The sequence below is a fragment of the Undibacterium sp. FT79W genome (assembly GCF_014284215.1).
In the GTDB taxonomy this organism is placed as follows: Bacteria; Pseudomonadota; Gammaproteobacteria; order Burkholderiales; family Burkholderiaceae_D; genus Undibacterium; species Undibacterium aquatile.
In genome coordinates this window covers 704,143-725,178 of the sequence record NZ_JACOGB010000001.1, presented here as the reverse complement: position 1 = coordinate 725,178, position 21,036 = coordinate 704,143, and the positions used below count along the sequence as shown (strand labels likewise).

At 46.9% G+C, this 21,036-nt stretch carries 18 protein-coding genes, 1 tRNA gene and 1 pseudogene; 9 read left to right on the top strand and 11 right to left on the bottom strand.

From position 1 onward, the window contains the following. The first annotated feature begins 459 nt into the window (after positions 1–459). Complete coding sequence (locus H8K38_RS03170) at positions 460–2,067, top strand: NAD(P)/FAD-dependent oxidoreductase (protein ID WP_186883308.1); 1,608 nt, start codon at positions 460–462, stop codon at positions 2,065–2,067. 173 nt (positions 2,068–2,240) lie between these two features. On the opposite strand, the gene ntrC is transcribed toward H8K38_RS03170, so the two are convergent. The 4 genes from ntrC to glnA form a co-directional block, all read right to left on the bottom strand. Further along, complete coding sequence (gene ntrC, locus H8K38_RS03165) at positions 2,241–3,752, bottom strand: nitrogen regulation protein NR(I) (protein ID WP_186883307.1); 1,512 nt, start codon at positions 3,750–3,752, stop codon at positions 2,241–2,243. A 79-nt stretch (positions 3,753–3,831) separates the two neighbouring features. Further along, positions 3,832–4,917 (bottom strand): nitrogen regulation protein NR(II), encoded by a 1,086-nt coding sequence (gene glnL / locus H8K38_RS03160; RefSeq protein ID WP_186883306.1) that lies wholly within the window; start codon positions 4,915–4,917, stop codon positions 3,832–3,834. A 92-nt stretch (positions 4,918–5,009) separates the two neighbouring features. Beyond that, positions 5,010–5,498, bottom strand: coding sequence for a DUF4124 domain-containing protein (locus H8K38_RS03155; protein WP_186883305.1), 489 nt, complete (start codon positions 5,496–5,498; stop codon positions 5,010–5,012). 127 nt (positions 5,499–5,625) lie between these two features. Then, positions 5,626–7,041, bottom strand: a complete 1,416-nt coding sequence (glnA, locus tag H8K38_RS03150) for a type I glutamate--ammonia ligase (protein WP_186883304.1) — start codon at positions 7,039–7,041, stop codon at positions 5,626–5,628. 562 nt (positions 7,042–7,603) lie between these two features. Here glnA and H8K38_RS03145 point away from each other — a divergent pair. Then, positions 7,604–8,068 carry a rhodanese-like domain-containing protein gene (locus tag H8K38_RS03145; protein ID WP_186883303.1) on the top strand — a complete coding sequence of 155 codons (465 nt, stop codon included), beginning with the start codon at positions 7,604–7,606 and terminating at the stop codon, positions 8,066–8,068. An 89-nt stretch (positions 8,069–8,157) separates the two neighbouring features. Continuing rightward, positions 8,158–8,247, top strand: a tRNA-Ser gene (locus H8K38_RS03140). 128 nt (positions 8,248–8,375) lie between these two features. Here the strand turns inward: H8K38_RS03140 and H8K38_RS03135 are convergent. Beyond that, positions 8,376–8,708 (bottom strand): hypothetical protein, encoded by a 333-nt coding sequence (locus H8K38_RS03135; protein WP_186883302.1) that lies wholly within the window; start codon positions 8,706–8,708, stop codon positions 8,376–8,378. A 96-nt stretch (positions 8,709–8,804) separates the two neighbouring features. Further along, positions 8,805–8,981, bottom strand: a pseudogene (locus H8K38_RS18345) (DNA adenine methylase); the annotation flags it as partial. Between H8K38_RS18345 and H8K38_RS03130 the strand changes: the two are divergent. Both H8K38_RS03130 and H8K38_RS18665 read left to right on the top strand, forming a co-directional pair. Next, a complete protein-coding gene (locus H8K38_RS03130; RefSeq protein ID WP_370587044.1) occupies positions 8,944–10,029 on the top strand; it encodes a MobA/MobL family protein in 1,086 nt (361 codons plus the stop codon). The pseudogene H8K38_RS18345 and the gene H8K38_RS03130 sit on opposite strands and share 38 nt — an antisense overlap. 236 nt (positions 10,030–10,265) lie before the next feature. Then, positions 10,266–11,189: a DUF2971 domain-containing protein gene (locus tag H8K38_RS18665; RefSeq protein ID WP_186883300.1), complete on the top strand. Its 924-nt coding sequence runs from the start codon at positions 10,266–10,268 to the stop codon at positions 11,187–11,189. A gap of 148 nt (positions 11,190–11,337) precedes the next feature. Here the strand turns inward: H8K38_RS18665 and H8K38_RS03120 are convergent, their stop codons facing one another. Next, the gene (locus H8K38_RS03120; protein WP_186883299.1) at positions 11,338–11,883 is read right to left on the bottom strand and encodes a hypothetical protein; all 546 of its coding nucleotides are present in this window, start codon (positions 11,881–11,883) and stop codon (positions 11,338–11,340) included. A 188-nt stretch (positions 11,884–12,071) separates the two neighbouring features. Between H8K38_RS03120 and H8K38_RS03115 the strand changes: the two genes are divergently transcribed. Beyond that, positions 12,072–12,680, top strand: a complete 609-nt coding sequence (locus H8K38_RS03115) for a hypothetical protein (protein ID WP_186883298.1) — start codon at positions 12,072–12,074, stop codon at positions 12,678–12,680. 1,018 nt (positions 12,681–13,698) lie between these two features. On the opposite strand, the gene H8K38_RS03110 is transcribed toward H8K38_RS03115, so the two are convergent. Beyond that, positions 13,699–14,421, bottom strand: coding sequence for a hypothetical protein (locus H8K38_RS03110; protein ID WP_186883297.1), 723 nt, complete (start codon positions 14,419–14,421; stop codon positions 13,699–13,701). Between the two features lie 88 nt (positions 14,422–14,509). Continuing rightward, positions 14,510–15,952 carry a hypothetical protein gene (locus H8K38_RS03105; RefSeq protein WP_186883296.1) on the bottom strand — a complete coding sequence of 481 codons (1,443 nt, stop codon included), beginning with the start codon at positions 15,950–15,952 and terminating at the stop codon, positions 14,510–14,512. 529 nt (positions 15,953–16,481) lie between these two features. Between H8K38_RS03105 and H8K38_RS03100 the strand changes: the two genes are divergently transcribed. After that, the gene (locus H8K38_RS03100) at positions 16,482–16,823 is read left to right on the top strand and encodes an AraC family transcriptional regulator (RefSeq protein ID WP_222610721.1); all 342 of its coding nucleotides are present in this window, start codon (positions 16,482–16,484) and stop codon (positions 16,821–16,823) included. Between the two features lie 379 nt (positions 16,824–17,202). Here H8K38_RS03100 and H8K38_RS03095 read toward each other — a convergent pair whose 3' ends face one another. Next, entirely contained in the window at positions 17,203–17,565 is a 363-nt protein-coding gene (locus tag H8K38_RS03095; protein ID WP_222610720.1) for a GFA family protein, read from the bottom strand. Between the two features lie 220 nt (positions 17,566–17,785). Further along, positions 17,786–18,268: a carboxymuconolactone decarboxylase family protein gene (locus H8K38_RS03090; RefSeq protein WP_186883294.1), complete on the bottom strand. Its 483-nt coding sequence runs from the start codon at positions 18,266–18,268 to the stop codon at positions 17,786–17,788. Between the two features lie 58 nt (positions 18,269–18,326). Between H8K38_RS03090 and H8K38_RS03085 the strand changes: the two genes are divergently transcribed. Continuing rightward, on the top strand, positions 18,327–18,809 hold the full coding sequence (locus H8K38_RS03085; protein ID WP_186883293.1) for a MarR family winged helix-turn-helix transcriptional regulator: 483 nt from the start codon (positions 18,327–18,329) through the stop codon (positions 18,807–18,809). A 243-nt stretch (positions 18,810–19,052) separates the two neighbouring features. Continuing rightward, the gene (locus H8K38_RS03080; RefSeq protein WP_186883292.1) at positions 19,053–20,921 is read left to right on the top strand and encodes an AI-2E family transporter; all 1,869 of its coding nucleotides are present in this window, start codon (positions 19,053–19,055) and stop codon (positions 20,919–20,921) included. Positions 20,922–21,036: the final 115 nt, after the last annotated feature.

The following is a 21,036-nucleotide window of genomic DNA, read 5'->3' as shown; positions in this document are numbered from 1 at the left end:
CCGCTTCACTCTTCCGAGTTTTGCTTCGCATCGTTGTGTGCGTCAGCAGCAGAGAAACGAGATTATGAAGTACTTCTCACTCACTGTCAACTCCCTTCGCCCTTTCGCTTCGCTTTTTCTTCTCAGCGTCCGCATTTTGTTGTGCGGGCACCAATCGGATCACTTGGCCTGACTTCGGTCTGTCGACTGTGCGGGCTGCTTTTTTACTTGCAGCTCTTCACTTTCTTCCCCCGCTTCTCAGCGGGAGCCGAACTATAGCAAAACCTTCCTCAATTCGCAATTTAACAGGTAAATTATTTTAATGAATATGCGAATGACCGCGGCATGGACATCCTGCGCAACAGCTCATGTTCTGGGCAACAATTAACTGCTGCCTTTACGGTAACAGGTAAAATATTACTTTTACGCAGAATTAAATTACTAAACAGTTTTTACTGATTAGTTTTACGGACACCATCTATGTTACGCATCACCGACTTAAAACTTCCTTTAGATCACCCTGAATCCGCATTAAGAGGGGCGATACTGGAACAATTAGCAATTCCTGAATCGGATCTTATTGGCTTCACTGTATTTAAGCGAAGCTACGATGCACGAAAGAAAACCGCAATTATTCTGATCTACACCATCGACGTAGAATTAAAAAATGAATCTGAGGCACTGGCTCGTCTGAACAAGCAGCCAAATATTTGTGCAACACCGGACACCAGCTATAAGTTCGTTGCACATGCTCACGATAGTAAATTTAAACGTCCAATTGTTATTGGTTTTGGACCTTGCGGTCTGTTCGCTGCATTATTGCTGGCAGAGATGGGATATCGCCCCATCGTTCTCGAGCGAGGGAAAACCGTCAGGGAGCGCACAAAAGACACCTGGGGATTATGGCGTAAGCGTGAACTCCATCCAGAATCGAACGTGCAATTTGGCGAAGGCGGTGCAGGAACATTTTCTGACGGAAAACTGTACAGTCAGATCAAAGACCCAAAGCATTACGGTAGAAAAGTAATCACTGAATTTGTGAAGGCAGGAGCGCCAGAAGAAATTCTGTATGTCAGCAAGCCTCACATAGGCACCTTTCGGCTGGTGAAGATGATAGAAGAGATGCGGCATAACATTGAAGCACTCGGCGGCGAGATTCGTTTTGAGCAAAAAGTAACGGATATCGATATCAAAAATGGTGAAGTCTGTGGAGTGCGCGTGAATGATGGTGAATACATCGAATCAAATCACGTTGTTCTTGCGATCGGCCATAGCGCCCGCGACACATTCCAGATGCTCTACGATAAGGGCGTTTATATTGAAGCTAAACCATTTTCAATTGGCTTTCGTATCGAACACCCGCAATCCGTCATCGACAAAGCGCGCTTTGGCCCGAACGCAGGAAATGAAATTCTGGGTGCCGCAGATTACAAGCTGGTGCATCACGCAAAGAATGGCCGCTCCGTGTATAGCTTCTGCATGTGCCCCGGAGGGACGGTTGTCGCTGCGACATCGGAACCAGGGCGTGTGGTAACCAACGGGATGAGTCAGTATTCGCGCAATGAACGCAATGCAAATAGCGCCATTGTCGTCGGCATTTCTCCGGAAGATTACCCGGGGAATCCTCTTGCAGGTATTGATTTGCAGCGCAAACTCGAAGAACGCGCGTACAAAATGGGCGGTGAAAATTACAATGCACCAGGGCAGCTTATCGGCGATTTCATTAAAGGGATCAAATCAACAGAACTGGGTAATGTGACTCCGTCATACAAACCTGGCGTGACGCTTTGTAATCTGGCCGACGCCTTACCTGATTTTGCGATTAACGCGATACGCGAAGCAATTCCTGAATTCGATAAAAAGATCAAAGGCTTTGCGATGAACGATGGCATCCTGACTGGCATAGAAACCCGGACATCATCACCCATTCGCATTAAGAGAACTGACGATGGACTGCAAAGCCTGAACACTAAAGGACTTTACCCGGCTGGCGAAGGTGCAGGATACGCAGGAGGTATTCTTTCAGCAGGTGTTGATGGTATCAAAATTGCGGAAGCAGTAGCACTGTCCATCAATGCTGACAGCTAACTCGATATACAACTAACGAATAGCAGACCAATTAAGAACGGGCAATTTCAAGGTGAATCGGATTCATCTTGAAATTGCCCGTATCTCGTTAACATCAAAAACATCAGAACTGCACCGCTTCAAAACCGCGGCGAAATTCAGAGGGTTAAAATTTCATGTAACTGGATAACGGTTCAGTCATCTTTTGCGCCGTCGATACCCAACTCATGTATTTTGCGCGTGATCGTGTTACGTCCGATTCCCAGCCTGACAGCAGCATCATTTTTCCGTCCATGTGTATATTTGAGCGCAGCCTTAATCACGATTGCTTCAAACTTATCGCCTAATTTCACAATGACCTCAGGTTGGCCTTGCGACAGCATCGTCATTGCCTCTTCTTCTAAAAGCTCAATCCAACTTTGCGCAGGATGAAGCTGGCGATCGGGGACAGAAATATGTGAGTGATGCAACAGGGTCGCCTCAGAAGCGCTGCTGATATAGGGCTCTGCCTCAGCCCTATGCGCTGTCGTTGCTACGCCGTTACCTTGCTCACCTGAGGGCAACAAATCCTGCGGTAAATCCGGGATCTCCACCGTCTGACCTGGCGCCATGACGGTAATCCAGTTACACAGATTTTCTAATTGCCGGACATTTCCAGGGAAATCCAATCCTGACAAAAACTGCAAAGCAGACTCAGATAAACGTTTGACCTCGACACCCAGTTGCTTCGCACTTTGAGATAAGAAAAATTTCGCCAGCACAGGAATATCTTCACGACGTTCACGCAAACTAGGCAAACGCAAGCGAATAACATTCAAGCGATGGTACAAATCCTCGCGAAACAAACCTTCGCGGACTCTGGTTTCAAGATTTTGATGGGTCGCTGCAATCACACGTACATTCGCCTTCATCGGCTGATGACCACCCACCCGATAAAAATGTCCGTCCGACAGCACCCTCAATAATCTTGTCTGCAAGTCGAATGGCATGTCACCAATTTCATCGAGAAATAAAGTGCCGCCCTCTGCTTGCTCAAAACGACCACGTCGCGTCGTCTGCGCCCCGGTAAACGCGCCGCGCTCATGCCCAAATAATTCAGACTCTAATAAATCCTTAGGAATCGCGGCAGTATTCAGCGCAATAAAAGGCTGGGATGATCGCGGGCTATGCTTATGCAGGGCGCGGGCAACCAACTCTTTACCACTTCCTGATTCACCGGTAATTAATACTGTCACGTTCGATTGCGATAAACGCCCTATCGCACGAAAAACATCCTGCATTGCAGGTGCGTGACCAAGAATTTCCGGCGCTTCAGAAATCGTTTGTTCGACGCTGGATTCGCGCAGACTCTCATCGAGTGCACGACGAATCAATTCAACCGCTTTATCAAGATCAAATGGTTTGGCTAAGTATTCAAACGCACCGCCTTGGAAAGCAGCGACAGCAGAATCCAGATCCGAGAACGCGGTCATGATAATCACTGGCAAGCCGGGATGCTTAGCTTTGACGGTTTGCAACAGTTCCAAGCCAGAGGCGCCGTGCATGCGAATATCAGAAACCAATACCTGTGGCGTATCCGACTGCAAAGCAGTCATGGCATCGCGCGCATTTGTAAAACTCTTGGTCGTCAGATTTTCTCTTGCGAGCGCTTTCTCAAGCACCCAGCGAATTGAATCATCGTCATCCACTATCCAAATAGGTTTCATATTTTTTTAGTTCCAGGTTTGAACATATTGATTAGCAAAGGCGCTAACTTGCACTAATAAAGCGTTTCCTCGTCCGACTTTAAGGCAGAGGAATAAGGATTCTGAAATCAGTACAACCGGGACGACTCTCGCATTCAATTACACCCAAGTGCTGATCGACAAAGGTTTGTGCCAGAGTCAGTCCAAGTCCGCTGCCACCATCTCGTCCTGAAACTAAAGGATAAAAAATGCGGTGAAAAATTTCGGGCGGGATTCCAGGACCGTTATCAATGATATGCAAGTCTAATGCCAACCTGTATCTGACCTTCGCTAAAGTAATCTGCCTGACGACACGGGTTTTAAAAGTCAGCTCTGCGTCTCCGTGACGAATTCGCTCCGCTAACGCCTGTGCGGCGTTGTGGGCAATATTCAGCACTGACTGTATCAACTGCTCCTTATCGCCACGGAATTCCGGTATCGACAAATCGTAATCCCTGTGAATTGTCAGTCCCTGCGGAAATTCCGCCACAATCAGACTACGAACTCGCTCGCACACTTCATGAATATTGACATCACCTACTATATGGGGGAGACGGTGAGGCGCAAGCAAACGATCAACCAGCGTCTGCAAGCGATCTGCCTCTTTGATGATGACTTGCGTATACTCGCGCAATTCCTTGAGCTGACGCTCTGGCAATTCCAACTCAAGCAACTGCGCCGCTCCGCGGATACCACCGAGTGGATTTTTAATTTCATGCGCGAGGTTACGGATCAGCTCCTTATTTGCCTTGCTCTGATCGAGCATCCTCTCTTCCCGATCCAGCTTGAGTTGCTGGACGTTTTCCCGGAATTCAATCAATACCGGTGTTTCAGGATTATCTAATGCTGTGACGATGCTATGCACATGCAAAGGCTCTCTGCCAGCACGCTCCAGAGTCAGATCCTGACGCTTATCAGCGAAATGATGGGCAACTGCCTGATGAAACACCGCCAACAAAGCATCGCCATTTAAAAATAAAGCATTGAGCTTTTGGTCGATCAGGGATTTCGCTGAACAATCCAGCAATATCTCCGCTGCTGGATTAGCGAACTTGATACTACCGTCAGCATTAAACACGATGACAGCAGAGCTGAGCAGCTCAAGTCCGGCGAATGCCGGCAGAATAGAGAGAGAATTTTTCACCATAATCCATAAAAAAAGGCCGCATAGTGCGACCTTATTATGCAAGCATCATGCCCGCCGATTCAATTTCTTGCATGGAAAGCAGAGATTTTGCATTATTTTAGGTTGGAAATTTCACGCCGCAATGCCTCAATGTTCTTTTCGGTGCGGCTGATGTTATCTTTCATCATTCCGGTGCGTTCCTGATATTTTGCGTAATTACGCTCATCACCACGACGCTCAGGCTCACCATTGTTGTACTCTTTTTTCAAATCAGCCAGTTTTTGCTCTTCCGCTTTGAGCTCATCCAACAAAATTTGCCGGCGATCCGAATCTCTGGCCTTTTGTGTTCCCTCGTCAACCTTAGGGAAATCTGCAGGGCTAGAAGCGGATTTTGCCTGTGCTTTCTTGGGAGTGGAAGGTAAAGCCGGGGCAGGAACAACTGTAATGCCGGGCAACTCGACTCTCTTACAACCTTTAGTCGCGCCCGTATTTTTATACTCTTTCTTGCCATTATCATCGACGCATAAAAACACATCGGCCTGCGCGTGGGCAATATTTTGGATGGCGATTAACGAAATAAAACCAATCAATAGTCGCTTCATATTCAATCACTAGTCAAAAACAGAGGTGTAGTGTATGCGATGCTGCGCATATTCACAATTCCACGTTACGCGCAGTAACAAAACAAAAAAAGCGGGGTTGCCCCCGCTTTTATAGCATCCCTTGCAATTACAGGGAATAGTACATGTCAAATTCAACAGGATGCGTAGTCATGCGCATACGTTGAACTTCCTGCATTTTCAGTTCAATGTAAGCGTCGAGCATACTGTCGCTGAACACACCACCACGAGTCAGGAATTCGCGATCTTTATTCAGTGCATCCAAGGCTTCTTCCAGAGACGCGCACACTGTTGGAACCAATGCATCTTCCTCTGGTGGCAAATGGTACAAATCTTTAGACGCTGCTTCACCTGGGTGAATCTTATTCTGTACACCATCCAGACCTGCCATCATCAGTGCAGAGAAGCACAGATATGGGTTTGCCAGTGGATCTGGGAAGCGCGCCTCAACGCGACGGCCTTTTGGATTCGCAACGTAAGGAATGCGGATAGATGCAGAACGGTTTTTAGCAGAGTAAGCCAGTTTCACCGGTGCTTCGTAACCTGGAACCAGACGCTTGTAAGAGTTAGTACCTGGATTCGTGATCGCGTTCAGTGCTTTTGCATGTTTGATGATACCGCCGATGTAGTACAGAGCGAAATCAGACAAGCCAGCATAGCCGTCGCCTGCGAACAGGTTTTTGCCATCTTTCCAGATCGATTGATGCACGTGCATACCGGAACCATTATCACCAACGATAGGTTTAGGCATGAAAGTCGCTGTTTTGCCGTAGGTATGAGCCACGTTCCAGACAACATATTTCAGATTTTGAGTCCAGTCAGCACGCTCTACCAATGTAGAGAATTTTGTGCCGATTTCATTTTGACCAGCGCCAGCAACTTCATGGTGATGCACTTCCACTGGAATACCCAAAGATTCCAGAATCAGGCACATTTCAGAGCGCATGTCCTGGAAACTGTCGACTGGAGGAACTGGGAAGTAACCGCCCTTGACTGTAGGACGATGACCAGTATTGCCACCTTCCAGTTTTTCACCTGTAGTCCAAGACGCTTCTTCAGAATCAATCTTGACGAAGCAACCGGACATGTCGATTTTCCAGCGTACGCCATCAAAAATAAAGAATTCTGGTTCAGGACCAAAATAGGCTGTATCGCCGATACCGGAAGATTTCAGATAAGCTTCCGCGCGTTTTGCGATAGAACGTGGATCACGGTCGTAACCTTTGCCATCGGAAGGCTCGATGACGTCACATTGCATAAACAATGTGGTTTCTTCCATAAATGGATCGATATTCGCTGTGTTTGGATCTGGCATCAACAACATGTCAGAAGCTTCGATACCTTTCCAGCCCGCAATAGAAGAGCCATCAAATGCATGGCCAGATTCGAACTTATCGATATCGAAGTGAGAAACAGGCACAGTCACGTGCTGTTCTTTACCGCGTGTATCTGCGAAACGAAAATCAACGAATTTCACTTCGTTATCTTTCGCCATCTTCAAAACTTCTGCAGCTGTCATTGCCATGTGAAACTCCTCAAGTAGCGCTAAAAATAAATCGGGGATTACTGAGCCTTCGTTCTGCCATCCTGACAAAAGAAACCTGTCGTTAATTTTCTTTCTGCATAATCATCTGACCGCTCAACTCCGTGAACAATAATAGCAGAAACTATGCCATATTCCAGAATCCGCACAACGACAGAAAATTATCGCTAACACTTTGTTTTTAAAACGTTTAATCAAAATCAAGAATCATAAGCTTCTGGTGATGCACCAAAAAAAACAAAATAAGTATATGAAAAAAATGATTGCACTTTTTAGGTGCAAATGATTGCACCATTAATGTGCACTGCGAAATAGGTGTGCTGTCGACAGCATAAGCTGTCACCAGTATTGCGTGCTCTCTCAGTGTGCGCACTCATATGGCGACTGATTTGTATGCAAATTATCTATCTCAGACGCAGAGCCTGCTAACAACTGAATTTTATACGCACCACCAATCAAACCACACTGAAGCGATGCATACGCGTGTCGCTTCATGCATAATTCAATGAAAATGCCCCCACAAACTGCCCGCACTGGATTAACTATGTCTAGCAACACTACGCTCACATCTGCCCGACAACGCGCACAGGAACAATCGCTTCCGTATGCCGGAGCGGTCACTCCCATTGAGGCCTTTGAACTATTGCAGTCGAATCCAGATTGCATCCTCGTTGACGTCCGCACCAATGCCGAACGTGATTGGGTTGGTAAGGTCTTGATTCACGACACTCAACATTTTGCAGTGCAGTGGAGCCTGTATCCGGGCGGAGCGCAAAACCCTGATTTCTTACAGCAACTCGCCACCATTACAACAAACAAAAATACCGTCATTCTTTTTCTGTGTCGTTCAGGTGTGCGCTCACGTCATGCGGCAAAACTCGCCAGCGAAACCGGCTACACCCAATGTTTTGACATCCTGCAAGGCTTTGAAGGAGACAGAGATGCGCATGGCCACAGAAAAACAGTCGGGGGTTGGTGCGCCAATGATTTGCCGTGGCTTGGTGCATGATATTTCAAATACATTAAAAACATACTTCCATCTGCCTCAATACTTTGCTAGAATAGCGAGCTTCGCTGATCTGGCATTGGCGAAAAGCAGGAGAGGTGGATGAGTGGTTTAAGTCACACGCCTGGAAAGCGTGCGTAGGTTTATCCCTACCGGGGGTTCGAATCCCCCCTTCTCCGCCAAAAATACTAATAAAATCAATGAGTTATGATTTTATTGTCGTCATTAAATGGGGTGTTTTAGGGTAGTTTAGGCTCCGGAATGACAACAAAATGACAGCATGGAAAGCCCGGTATATCCGGGCTTTTTTTTACTCTCGGTTCAATTCAGGAATAGCAGGATTCTCCCCCAAAATGCACAGCCATGACTGCGCATATTCCACATCTCCCCGCTCAGTTTCAACTCGCTCAAAACCAGACAGCATCATCCTGTCACCTTCCAGCCACAATATCTGCGGTTCAAACAGCGTGTACTTCGACACTCCTCGAACAAATCGAGCCAGCCGCACGACACGATGCAGACCTTGATCGGATGTCGTGCTCATCGACAACTCACCAAAGTGGCCTTGATTATATTGATCAAATAAGCGGCGTTTTGGGAGCGCGATACCGTTACGGCGCATGGGAAGAATGTATGCTTTCATAAGTGCATAATACTGAATTTTTAATCAGTATTATGTACCAATAACTGAACAGCTTCATATAAATAGTAAATCCCAGTACATCGGAGCTTTAGATTATTAAAACAAGCCAACCGGCTCGCGTGATCTGTCCCACGAATAAATAATCACCTCGTTTCTATCGACACTCTTTGCACCGCCGCCGACCGTGTATTTAATCGGCACAGTATCGATCTCAAAGCCTGCAAATATTCGCCGGATGTCTGGGTGGTCGTTCAGGCTAATGATCGCCTTGCCGATTGAATTAAGCCCGTCACAGCACATTATTTTGCTGGAGCGATTTGTGCATACTCAGCTCACCAGCAAAGGCATGATTGCGGATGTCGTCATTCACAATAAGAAGGGTAATCCGCATGCCCATATTTTGCTCACTACCCGCGACATCAATATTACGAACGACGGATTCGGACAAAAGAACCGTGCCTGGAATAGTAAAGAACAATTGGAAGAATGGCGTGAGCAGTGGGCAAAACATTGCAACAGACGATTATCTATCACTTCCAGTAAATCCCGTATAGATCACCGCAGTTTGCAAGACCAAGGACTAGACCAAATCCCGACCGTGCATGTCGGCGCAAATTCTCATGCCATGGATAAACAAGGAATCACCTCAAAACGAAAGGAACTCAACAACTTAATCAAGGAGAAAAATATGAGTAAGCAGCAATGGAAAAAAGCAATCGCTGAATTGAAATTGGAACACGAGCCCGTCAGCGACAGTCAATTAAAAACTGAGATTGTCGAAGCGAAAAAAGCGAAGCATTTATTTTTGAACGCGACAGATTATAAGAACCACAGAAAATACCGCGAAGCCATTTTCAGTCGCACCTACATTCCAATCTTGCTGGAGATATTTGACGGGCTATGCACTGGCGTAGATCAGATAGAAACTGACATTGGCATTTGCTTTCAACTCAATCTGATCGGTGGCGGAAAAATCTATGACTACGGCAGTCAAATCAAATTCGAAAACGGCACAGAGGAAGAAATCAAAGTAGCAATCAAGCTTGCCAAAGAAAAGGGCTGGGAGGGATTACACCTCACTGGCAGCGAACATTTCAAAGAACAGGCATTTCTTGAGGCTGTTTTATCAGGGGCATTTCGTCCTGAACAAATCACTGGCTACAAACCGAGCAAAGCCAATCTTGAAGTTATCCGTGATTGCCGACCTGCCTTGAAAATTGCCAATGATAGCAATGTGATTAAGAACTATGCCGTTGAAAAATCAGGTAGTGGAGAAGCTGGTGGTGCGGAACAGGAGCATATTCCAAAATTGAAAATTTGATACATGGAAATGCCCGGGCTGTCCAACTGGTTGAGTTAATTAGCTATAAATGTTACGAGTCGAAATCCGTCAGATAACCAGATCGTTCTAATAGCTTCGGTAACATGGATTACTTAAAAAAGTATTAAATATCGGCTCCGTATTTATGAGTTAATATTAATGCATTGTATCTATATCTGTAAAAATTTACTGTCAAGAAAAAAACGACTAACCGCAAAAAATCAAGGTTTTAAATCGTGGAAAAAAATGACGTGGCTTTTGACCTACTGATGGGATCAACGAAATCTCTTGGTTTCCCAAATAATGGGTTATCAAGTTCAAAAGACGTTAGTAACGACAATGTACTTTATAAATTTCGCTCATTTAATTCGATTGGATTGCGGATATTGATCGATAGGGAAATATATTTTGCCGCACCAGCTAGCCTTAATGATCCGTTAGATTGCCGTCTTACGATCGGCAAGCAGTTGCAATTTGCAATCGACAGTGAAAAACCTGGTTTTGCTAAAGACCTTATGCTGAACTTTCGAGGGCGTAGAGTTTGCTCTATTAGTGAAAACCTAGATGAAGATATGCACGAATCCATCGAGAAAATTGTGCAGACGACTGGAGTCTTTTCTCTTTCGGAAAACGTAAAAGACCCATTAATGTGGTCCCACTATGGGAATGCTCATTTGGGATTTTGCATTGGATTCCACAGAAACTATTTTAATAAAATGCTTACTAACCACAAAAAATATGGATTGTTAGGTGGTTCTAATGTTGAGTACTGTGCGACACCCCCATTCATTGACCTTTTCAAACAAGAATCTAAAAAGCTTGCTGATCTGCTTTCCGAACCAAATTTAACGGTAGAAAAAGCTCAGCGTCTGATTACTGACCACCATCATTTTTATACAAATAGAATTATTGCAGCTAGCCTTTCTAGCAAATCCAATTCTTGGGCGTATGAAAAAGAATATCGATTAGTTAGAACGGCACCAGGAGTTGTCGAATTTTCTGAAGAGGCTATTGCCGAGATTGTCTTTGGCTGCAATGCGTCTACTCATGACATCGCTACCGTAAAGCGTATTTTAGGTGGCGCAGAATGGAAACATGTGGAATTCAAGCGGGTTCAATTTGCACCGTTAAGTTTTGAGCTTGAGCTTGTTCCAGCATAGCGTCGTCGTTATTTCTAGCTGCTGCCAGCGGCTTGGTGGTCACCGGCAGCCGGGTTGTTTCTCCTTCTTGAGCACGACTTTTCTTACACTTACATCTTGTGCAACTTCAGAGTGGCAGTCCGAGTAATTTGAGCTTTTCTATACAACTTTATTGCTGAGACCAGACAGAAATCACACCCTTAGTCATACCACTTAATGCCGGCGCATCATGCTCAATAACCGCATAGCCTGTTGAACCGTTCGGTTTAACAAAACTAAAGGCATTAAACACGGTATATTTACCTGCCGTTGCGTCATAGATAGCTTGCCCGTTCAAAGCCAGAGTAAATGTACTCGCTGAAATTGTTGGCGAAGAAATCGTCGCGGTTCCCGTTACAGTAACATTGCCGTTTGCGTCAAATACCAAGGCATTCCCGCTTGTTGTTGGCGGATTCGTTCCACCTTGCGAACAGTCTTCACGGAAGAAAGTAAAGGTTTGATTCGCAAGACCGCTTGCCGAGGTAATTTGTGTGGCAGTGCTTGTGACCAGCACATCCGTGGATTTGGTTGAACTCGATCCCGAAATATTTTGGCAAATCATAGCGACCGCAGGCAAATTGCTATCCTTTGAATTGCTGGCAATGGCAACGCCAGCCGTCACAGGAGAACCGTAAGCAATTCCACCGTCACCATTGGCATTGGCATTGGGTGTCATCGTCACACTCACTGCGGGAGTGCCAAAGCTCAAAGTCCCTGCAACACCAACCCCATTGTCAGTATAGGTTGCGGTATAGGCGGCGGCTGGATTCAGATTTTGCAGATAATTAAATCCTAGATAGGTCGTGACGGTACCCGCTGATCGGTCTGGCCGAGGCAAGGGCTAAGTGTCTGGCTGCATCTAAGTTGCTGAAAGATGGTATCGACCCCGCCGCCGAGCGCGACGAAAAAAAGCAGCTTGCCGCTGAATCTGCCGCCCACACCTTTGAGAAAATTGCCCGTGAATGGCATAGCACCCGTCTGAGCGCATGGAGTGCGGCCACCGCCAAGGACACCATTAACCGGCTGGAGAAAGATATCTTTCCAGAGATAGGCAAACTCCCTATCAGCGAAGTAACGCACAAGCAAATGATTGCGGCCTTGCGCAAGATTGAAGAGCGCGGCGCTGGTGAAGTCGCGCACCGCTTGAAGGCGACATGCGCCCGAGTATTCAGCTATGCGAATCAGCACGGCATTGAGAACCGGAACCCCGCCGCCGACCTGAAAGACGTACTTAAACCAGTGAAGGCCGGACACTTTGCCGCCATTGCGCCAGATGAATTGCCAGCCTTTCTGGAATCCATTAACAAAAACGATGCTAGACTATATGCGCCTATCCAATATGGGCGTAAAGAATTCTTAGGTTCTTTTTTTGTTTTAAAGACTGTGGGCGCGAAGACCCCGAGTTTTGCCCAGATGTTTGGCGGCTGTGTACTTCCTTCCTTTTTTAACTTGCTGGTACGAACGGTTCCTTAATGAGCGTTTCATAATGGGGGTAGTTCAAACCCCGCCGATAACTTAGCCGCACATGTCAAAACATAGTTAAATTAACCGGCAGCAGGTTAAATCGGTTAAGTCCCTTACCTAAAAAATTCATGGGTCCTTTTTCACCTGATAGATACGCGGGTGCCATGACCCCGAATTGTGCCTAGTTTGCGTAGATACAAGGGGGGTATAAGTTTGGATATGGTGGGGTGGGTCAAAAGTCTAAAAAAGCACAGGCGGAAACCGTTAGCTTAACTATGAATTTATGGAGAGAGAAAACTACCCCCTAGGGGTTTAGATCGTATGTGCATTAATTACAACAAATAAAGTAAGAAAATATTTTTGCATCCATGGGTGCATCCATGTGGCATTTTCTAAAATTTTAGATCGTTTATTCATGCGGGTTTCAGAGGATGATTCGACCGCCCCCTTCCAAAGATATATAAGCCCTTGATTTATCAAGGGCTTTTCTCTTTTCTCCAGGTGGCCGGTGCCACACACAGGTGCCTCACTTTTTATGGGATACCTACTCTTGTAGCTCTCATCACATCTCGTTCAGTCTAGACACGGTATTTTCTACTTCCGCCTTACCTACAACATTGGAGGGGTAGGAAAGAGAAACAGCTCGCTTAAAAAAAATTTTCAAGGGATACCCTTTCTCAGAATTTTATTTTTGTGTTATCCGTCCAAAAAATTTTAATGCTGTGCAATGTTGGCAGAGGCATTGGGTAGCGCTATAACAAGCAACACAATATGTATGCTGCTTCGGAAACTCGCTGCGTCTAAAACTCTGGCCCCTCTTCGATCAACCTTGGTCGTTAACTGAAAAGAGGCTGCCTTTAGCAGAGTCAAATTCATATGGTTTTTAATGTGTGCGTAACGTCACATAATTGGCAGACATGATCGATGAAAACAGACCCAAAGTGGGTAGCCCGATATGATCTCGGAATATTAAGGTCAATACTCAGACCCAAATACCTGTTCTCTTTGTCGTTAAACGCGCTTTCAATTAAAGTTGAATTTTCAAAATGACTCCTCCGGAGCATACGAAAATTACACCGTATGAATCAATTGCCAACCCCCTTGGGTCACTAAGCCCCCCCGGTAGCGAGCCCAGAATATTTAGGTCTGTTCCTAACTTGCCAACAATTGTTGTCACAAGTCCGGCAGGTGTAATCTTCCGAATAGTGTCTATGTCAGTGACGTAGATATTCCCAGATGCATCAACCGCGATGCCTTTAATAAACTTAAATCCGGCGGAGGTACCAAATCCATCAACCACACTGCCGACAACAACTCCTCCCGCCAAAGTCGTGACGACTCCGGATGCTGAAATTTTGCGAATAATATTCTCACCACCGTCGACCACATAGAGATTACCAAAAGCATCCAACGCACCTTTAGATATCTTGTAGAAGCTTGCCATATTGCCTGGTCCATCAGCGAAACCTTTTACGCCAGAGGTTCCAGCTAGAACAATTACGGAACCATCTGGAGAAAACTTTTTAATCACAGTGCCATCCGCAACATAAGAATTGCCCATCCTATCTGCGGCAAGATACTTCATGTAAGAGAAAGGAAAAGTCATTACGCCAGAAGAATCGATCTTCATAACACCCCACGGCAGCACGCAAAAATGTCCGCAGTAGGCTCCAGTGTAATTAATATAAATGTTATGGAGAGGGTCCAAAACAATACCAGCACCAAATTTGTCTCCGAAATCTTTGATCAATGTAGTAACGACACCGGTTGAACTTATTCTTCGAAGAGAACTCGGTTTCGCATATGGAGCAGTAACCGTATAAAGATTGTCACTGGAGTCAATCGCCAAATGCTCTAAGCCCAAAAACTGCGCTGCCCCCCCCCTCACCATCGACGTCGTCGTCGATTTTTACAGTTCCAGCCAACGTCGTAACAAATCCAGACGTGGAAATTTTGCGTATAGTGTTGTTAGAATCACTAACATAAAGATTACCGGAAGCATCTAGCGCTACCGGACCCAAGTGCGAAAAACTAGCAGCAGCACCCAGGCCATCTTTTGAACCAAAGACGTCTGAAGTTCCCGCGAACGTTGATACCACGCCACTATTATTAATTTTTCGAATGGCACCTCGATCACTTACGAAAACATTTCCAGATACATCCACCGCTATTCCAATTGGGTGGGAAAACGAGGCAGACGCTCCAATGCCATCCGAAGCCCCGATGATGTCAGCATTGCCAGCCAAAGTAGTGACATACCCCGTAGGTGAAATTTTACGGATGCTGCGATTGCCGGTATCGGCCACATAAATATTGCCATTGGAGTCTAACGCTATTCCCCGAGGTTCTTTAAACCTGGCTGCCGCCCCTTGCCCATCTGCCGAGCCAGTGACATCGGGTGTACCAGCAAGAATAGAGACATAACCTGACGGTGATATTTTACGAATAGTGGTCTCGTCACCAAGATAAAGATTGCCAGAAGCATCAACAGCAATTCCCGTTGAATAGTGAAAGCGAGCATCACTAACCGAGCCATCTGCCGCCTCTCCGACACCCTCACGTCTCCTAATGGTTGTAACAAATCCTGAAGGGGTGATCTTGCGAATAGTGTTTAAACCAGAATCAATAACATAAAGATTGCCATTCACGTCGACACATATACCTTCGGGGTAAGAAAAACTTGCAGCAGAACCTTGACCATCGGCGAAACCGCTGTTCGCAGCAGTTCCAGCCAGCGTTGTAACAAACCCTGAAGGCGTGATTTTGCGAATAGTATGGTTAGCAAAATCCGCCACATAGATGTTCCCTGCCAGATCGACCGTTATTCCCGATGGATCCGAGAAAGAAGCAGCGGCACCTTGCCCATCAAGCCCTGGTAGCCTCCCGGCAAATAAACTAATTCCGGGTATTGGCGTACTCACTTTCAGAGTTGCTGCCGCACTAGTCACACTTCCCGCTTTATTGCTTACGACAACGGTCCATATACTTCCGTTATCTAAAAGTTGAGCATTAGTCAATACGTAGTTTGCTGTTGTCGCGCCCGGAATATCAATCCCATCTCGCTTCCATTGATAACTTAACGGCGCGGTTCCACTAGCGACAACAGAAAAATTTGCCGTTCTACCAACATAAACAGACAGGTTGACTGGTTGCGTACCAATCAATGGTGGCGTGACCGCTGGGGCACCGCCCCCCCCACATGCAGTACAGAAAAATACGACCAAGGATGTCTGGATAATCCAAAGCAGCAGCGTTTTCAATTTGACATTTTTGGTTTTCAAAAGAACTCCATGTAAAAAAGGGATGCGCAGGTACAACATAGAAAATACTCAATTTTTGCGGGTTTTAGAAGGAGTGATTCAGAGCAAGTAAATATTATAACAATAATACTTTTAGTTTATTTTTTATTAAATCAAATCGTTGTATAAAAATTGATTTTCGTAAAAAAGTAACTACACGAAATGTGCTAACTGTTCAGGGTAACGCGAGAATAGACTAAAAATATAACCCCTCTTACCGGCCAATTGAATTTCCAAAAAGCTGTCATGAAAACGGTCCTCGACCCAACATATCTGCTACTGAAAAAGGCTTCGCTAATAAAAAATCTATGGCAAGGGTAAGAATTAGGCATAGGTAAAGTTTTCAGCGCTTTTAAACACGCATGTCACTGTAGCCAACTCCAATATGTACGGAAGATTTGACGATCTGAGGACAACAGTGAACAAGCAAAAGACCAAGAGTTATTTCGAAGTGCTTGCGGGAAAAGCATTCCTGTCTTAAGCACTATCGGCAAGGATGACAGCTGTGTTGTTGGAACAACTGGAAAAGTCGATCATCGAAAAACTGCATCTGCCAACATCGGACAACAAAAAAAATCAGGAAAATTGTCGATACGTTGATGCCCATCCACGTAACCGTTCCAAGCTCAGTCAATGGGCTGATCGCCTTGCGACTAATGAACGCTCGCTCGGCAGGCTCATTGAACGAGAGACCTGCCTGAGCTTCGGACGATGGCGTCAGCAGCTGATAATTGCATTAAGTCAGAAGGCTGAAGGACGGCTGGTACAAGCGATCACCGGACATCTGGGATACGCATCGGTTAACGCGTTGATTACGATGTTCAAAAAGGCGCAGGGCAAGTCGCCGACATAGTATTTTGCGAGCATCTGACCGCCTTCCTGAATGAAAAGCGGTACGGTTAAGAGATATCCTTACCAGTCCGTCTGCGTTAAATTTTCGATGACAGAATTGTCGCGTACCGCTCACCTCAGTCCAGAGCACGTGTCGCAGATAATTACGGCGAAATTCCCTTTTTTTATAAAAATAGGGGAGTATGTGCCAAAAATGCCTTATTCTCAGCAGAAAATAAGGGGCTTTAAATATACTCCCCCCAGTATTTTCAGACGCGCTAAGCACAAAAAAAAGCATGTCGCAGGCGTTTTACGATGCCTGCGCTATGGATTTGGCCGCGGGACATGGATGCGATATGGCAAAACTACGTGCGTAGCGGTGCCGCAGATGTGCGCAGGGCTTACAACATGGCGGCGCCGACCGCCTGACGCACGGGGATGCTGGCTGGGTCAAAGCCGTCGAGGCAGTGGACGTTGATGCCGAGGTTGTCTGGCGTCACCCGCTTGCGATGGAATGGATAGATGCCACAGACTTTGCAAAAGAAGTGCCGCGCGGTTTTGGTGTGAAACTGATACTCGGTGAGCGACTCTTCGCCCGCCAGCAATTGAAATTGACTTTCATGCACCTTGACCATCAGCGCATTTTTACGGCGGCAGATGCTGCAATCACACATCGTCAACTCCGGAAAATCCGTTTCGATCTGAAAGCGCACGGCACCGCAGTGGCAACTTCCAAGATATTTTTGCATAGGGCGTATATTCATTTCACTGTGACTCCTTGATGGCGAAAGCTTAGCTGCACTGATTCTTGCTGTGGCTGCGGCACGCTGACCGATGGTCAGCAGCGCCAGACGCTGATGAAGTGCGTGAGTATTTCACAGCACGATCAATCTGGCGACAGTCTCATTCCACAGTGAGCGCATCTGATGCAAACAGTGGCGAGAAATGCGCAGACATTTTCTCAAATTTCTTAAAATCCTAAAATTAACGCGCCACTGAACTGGCAGGAAAAGGCGGCGTAAACTGCAAAGCGCCAGCGATGCGATTCCACGCATTAATGGCACCGATCGCGGCAGTCAGAAAAGCGATTTCGGTCGGGCTGAACGAGGCAACCAATTCCACATACACCTCCGTTGCGATGTGTTGTTGCGACATCAAAGTCAGCGCTTCCGTCCACGCCAGTGCGGCACGCTCACGGACAGAATAAATTTCCGTATCCCGCCAGGCCGCCAGTAAATCAATTTTTTGCTGAGGCAGTTGTATTTTGCGCGCCAGATTTAAATGAAACTGCAGGCAGAATGCGCAGCCATTCATCTGTGAGGCTCGTAGTTTGATGAGTTCCGTCAGCGATTTTTCCAAGCCGGATTCATCAATAGCTTTACCCAACTGGCTCAGCGCCGCGATCACGCCCGGCGCTGTTTTTTCATAGGATGGCCAGTCAAATCCACGCTGCATTAGTGTTGTCATATCGGGAGCAAAAGAGTTAATATAAGAATTCGAACAATAATATACGAATTCTAACATCATGCGCAAGACGCGACTGCACAGCACATCCATTCCCGCAATAGGCGAAGGCAAACGCGGTGAAGACGGCCACATTGGTTACCTGCTCAGGCAGGCACATGCGGCTCACAGAATCAGAATGGAAAAAACCTTACAAGACATGGGCGTGACGCTGCCTCAGTTTTCGGTGCTGACGATGCTGGCGGCATATCCCGATGCGTCTGGTGCCGAGCTCGCGCGGCTCTCGTTACTGACACCGCAAACAATGAGTGTGATTATCGGTAATCTGGAGCGGGCAGAAATCGTTTCTCGAACACCGCATGCAGAACATGGACGGATACAAATTATTCAGATGACCCCTGCTGGCCGGCGTTTACTAAAACACTGCAAAGCAGCCGTCAGTGCCGCTGAAAAAGAGTTACTGGCCGACGTTTGTGCGGAAGACGAAACCGTTATCCGTCAATGGCTGGTCGCGGTCGCCAAGCGCCTCGATAATATGACGTGATCAGTCTTCGGGCGTTCGGGCTCGACTTATATCATCGCCCATATTCACCGCCCATATCTCGTTCGTATCCATTCATCGTCGTTCGTCATCATTTATCTCTCGCGGCAGATTGCGCCGCAAGCGCCTGTCAGTGCAACAAATTTTTATGTCACACTGATAATGCTGCACCATTCAGTGCCGCTTTAAATATAATCGCTGTTTCGCAGCCTTACCGTTTTACGATTGCCTCTTCCGGATTTACACATGCCTAATTCCCCTTCTGTTGCACGCTCAACCGCGACGTCACTGGTCAGTCTTATTTGCGTTCTGGCTCTGCTGCATTTTGGACGAGAGGTGTTGGAACCTATCGTACTGGCATCGATACTGAGCCTGATCATCGCACCGCTGATACGCAGCCTGCGACGATTCGGACTGGGGCGTATCACTGCTACCTTCAGTGCGGTACTTTTCGTCGCTGCGGGCCTCGTTGGCATCGGTGTGATTCTGGCCTCGCAGTTAGTCAGCGTGACGACTGAAATTCCGCAATATCGCGCGGCGATTCAATCCAAGCTGGCAATGGTGAGGCAGATCACTGAGCGGCCATTTGCGCACATCGAGGCGGAAATGAAGGCCGTGTCATCGAATAATTTCCCGGCGGCAGAACCGGCAACACCAAATGAAAGGGTTTTACCTGCAGGACAAAGCCAACCAGTTCCGGTCGTCATTCGCACACCGCAACCAAGCACGACTGAAACGATCACGCGTTTGCTGTCATCCATTTCCGGGCCGGTCGGCGAGGCGTTTCTGGTTTTTGTATTGCTGATATTTATTCTGCTTGATCATGAATCTTTGCGTGATCGGGCAATACGTCTGACAGGGCAAAGCGAAGTTGGCCGCACGATCAAGGCGTTGGGGGACGCAACGGAAGGCGTCTCGCGCTTTTTCTTTTCGCAATTTCTGGTCAACACCGCATTCGCGATCATCGTCTCCATCGCCTTATGGGCGGTGGGCGTGCCGCATGCATTTCTGTTCGGCACCTTAAGTGGCTTATTACGTTTTATTCCATATCTGGGTGCATTGATTGCGGGAGGCATGATTACGTTGTTCGTCGCAGCGATTGATCCCGGCTGGACTCTGGCGATCGTCTGCATGTCCTTTTTCGGTGCGACCGAAGTGTTGGTCGCGAACTGGGTGGAGCCCAAAGTGTATGGGCACAGTTCTGGACTATCACCGCTCGCCGTGATGGTATCGGCCTTGTTCTGGGGTGCGCTGTGGGGGCCGATTGGTCTGCTGCTGTCAACGCCGCTGACTTTATGTCTGGTCGTTGCCGGGCGTCATGTCAGCGCGCTGGAACCGATCACGATATTATTTGCGGACACGCCGAACGTGGATGAGGCACACCGTTTTTTCCATCGCTTACTGGCCGCAGATACCGATGCCATCGTGACCGATGCGCAAGTGTTTTTGCGTAAATTCAGTTTTGCCAAATATTGTGATCACATCCTGATTCCAGGACTGTCTCTTGGAGCACATGATTTTGAAAATGGATTGCTGGAGAAAACACAGCAAAATAAAATTCGCGCAACGATTGCCACACTCGCGGAAACAGTCAGTCAGGGCTCCTATGGCGACAATAAAAATCGCAAGCGACATTCAGTTTCCGTGCTGGATGCGAATGTCGGTGCGCATTTACGTCAGATGCGCAAAAAACGCCTGGGTCGCTGGCAAGGCTCCCTGAATGTACCATCCCGCTCGGTCGTTTTATGTGCAGGCTTTGAAAGCGAACGCGATGACTTGCTGAGCGAGCTGTTCGTAATGGCACTACGGGAAGTGAACATCGATGCGCGTAGCTTTTCTTTTGGCGACCATCAGGAAGATCCGGGGGCAGATGGCGCAAATATCGTATCTACGGTATTTATCACCTACCCGCTGGCTTCCACTCTGACGGAATGGATACCCATCGTGCAGGAGCTACGCAGCAATCTTCCACATGCGTTGATTGTGACGATTCGTCTTTTCGCTGAAGAAAATCTGGCAGAACAATCGGTGGTGAATAAACATGTCGATATGGTGCTACGCTCCTTTGAAGAAGGTCTGGCATTCGTCGCACCTGACAGAGCACCGTTACATTAAGCGGTCATCTGACGTCTGCATTGACGCTGGCATCAGTGTTTGCGTTTAGAACGCGAATACCCACGTCAGATATCGATTTTCCATAGAAAAACCCTGAAAACTGCCAAGCAATTTT

What these genes read in the sequence shown, in the direction of transcription:
- H8K38_RS03170 (WP_186883308.1), top strand. Translation starts at nt 460, where the DNA reads ATGTTACGCATCACCGACTTAAAACTTCCTTTAGATCACCCTGAATCC.
- ntrC (WP_186883307.1), bottom strand. Translation starts at nt 3,752, where the DNA reads ATGAAACCTATTTGGATAGTGGATGACGATGATTCAATTCGCTGGGTG.
- glnL (WP_186883306.1), bottom strand. Translation starts at nt 4,917, where the DNA reads ATGGTGAAAAATTCTCTCTCTATTCTGCCGGCATTCGCCGGACTTGAG.
- H8K38_RS03155 (WP_186883305.1), bottom strand. Translation starts at nt 5,498, where the DNA reads ATGAAGCGACTATTGATTGGTTTTATTTCGTTAATCGCCATCCAAAAT.
- glnA (WP_186883304.1), bottom strand. Translation starts at nt 7,041, where the DNA reads ATGGCAATGACAGCTGCAGAAGTTTTGAAGATGGCGAAAGATAACGAA.
- H8K38_RS03145 (WP_186883303.1), top strand. Translation starts at nt 7,604, where the DNA reads ATGTCTAGCAACACTACGCTCACATCTGCCCGACAACGCGCACAGGAA.
- H8K38_RS03135 (WP_186883302.1), bottom strand. Translation starts at nt 8,708, where the DNA reads ATGAAAGCATACATTCTTCCCATGCGCCGTAACGGTATCGCGCTCCCA.
- H8K38_RS03130 (WP_370587044.1), top strand. Translation starts at nt 8,944, where the DNA reads ATGTCTGGGTGGTCGTTCAGGCTAATGATCGCCTTGCCGATTGAATTA.
- H8K38_RS03120 (WP_186883299.1), bottom strand. Translation starts at nt 11,883, where the DNA reads ATGACACCCAATGCCAATGCCAATGGTGACGGTGGAATTGCTTACGGT.
- H8K38_RS03095 (WP_222610720.1), bottom strand. Translation starts at nt 17,565, where the DNA reads ATGAATATACGCCCTATGCAAAAATATCTTGGAAGTTGCCACTGCGGT.
- H8K38_RS03090 (WP_186883294.1), bottom strand. Translation starts at nt 18,268, where the DNA reads ATGACAACACTAATGCAGCGTGGATTTGACTGGCCATCCTATGAAAAA.
- H8K38_RS03085 (WP_186883293.1), top strand. Translation starts at nt 18,327, where the DNA reads ATGCGCAAGACGCGACTGCACAGCACATCCATTCCCGCAATAGGCGAA.
- H8K38_RS03080 (WP_186883292.1), top strand. Translation starts at nt 19,053, where the DNA reads ATGCCTAATTCCCCTTCTGTTGCACGCTCAACCGCGACGTCACTGGTC.